At 51.1% G+C, this 597-nt stretch carries 1 protein-coding gene; it reads right to left on the bottom strand.

Annotated elements, in window-relative coordinates; genetic code table 11:
• Window positions 1–597, bottom strand: a 597-nt coding sequence (locus tag B5F07_RS22235; protein WP_242972637.1) for an RNA-guided endonuclease InsQ/TnpB family protein, incomplete at both ends; no start/stop codon positions are given.

Here is a 597-nt window from a genome sequence, read left to right as displayed (position 1 = left end):
CACTTTACGCTTCTGCTTCTGGTAATTCCGGCTGCCTTTCTGGCAGTGGGACAGCTTTCTTTGTTCCCTGGCCAGCCTTTTCTGTGCCTGACGGTAGTATCCCGGATTCTCACATTTCTCTCCTGTAGAAAGGACTGCCATCCCCTGCATCGCATAATCAATCCCCAGCACCTTCTCTGCTCTGACCGTTCCTGCTTGGTTTTCACAGAGCTCAAACGAGAACAGAAGACTGGCATAATATTTACCCGATGGCTCCATGGAGACAGTGACAGATTTCAGAAGCCATCCCGCAGGGATCTCCCTGTGCTGACGGATCCTAACCGTCCCGACCTTTGGAAGGCGCAGCCTTCCCTCTGATATCCAGATATTCCCATTCACTACATTGGTGGTGTAACTCCTGCGGCTGCCGTGTTTGGACTTGAACTTCGGAAATCCCGTCCCCGGTTCCCGGAAGAACTTCCGGTATGCACGTTCCAGATGAAGCTGCACATTCGCAAGCGCAAGGGAATCGACCTCTTTCAGCCAGGGATATTCTTTTTTATATGCCGCAGGGGTGATCTTTCTCATTTGTTTTGTTTCCTCATACGCCTGCTTCTT

The organism is Lachnoclostridium sp. An169 (assembly GCF_002160525.1).
In the GTDB taxonomy this organism is placed as follows: domain Bacteria; phylum Bacillota; class Clostridia; order Lachnospirales; family Lachnospiraceae; genus Mediterraneibacter; species Mediterraneibacter cottocaccae.
The sequence above is the reverse complement of the archived record's forward strand: the minus strand, read 5'-3'. Positions and strand labels throughout refer to the sequence as shown.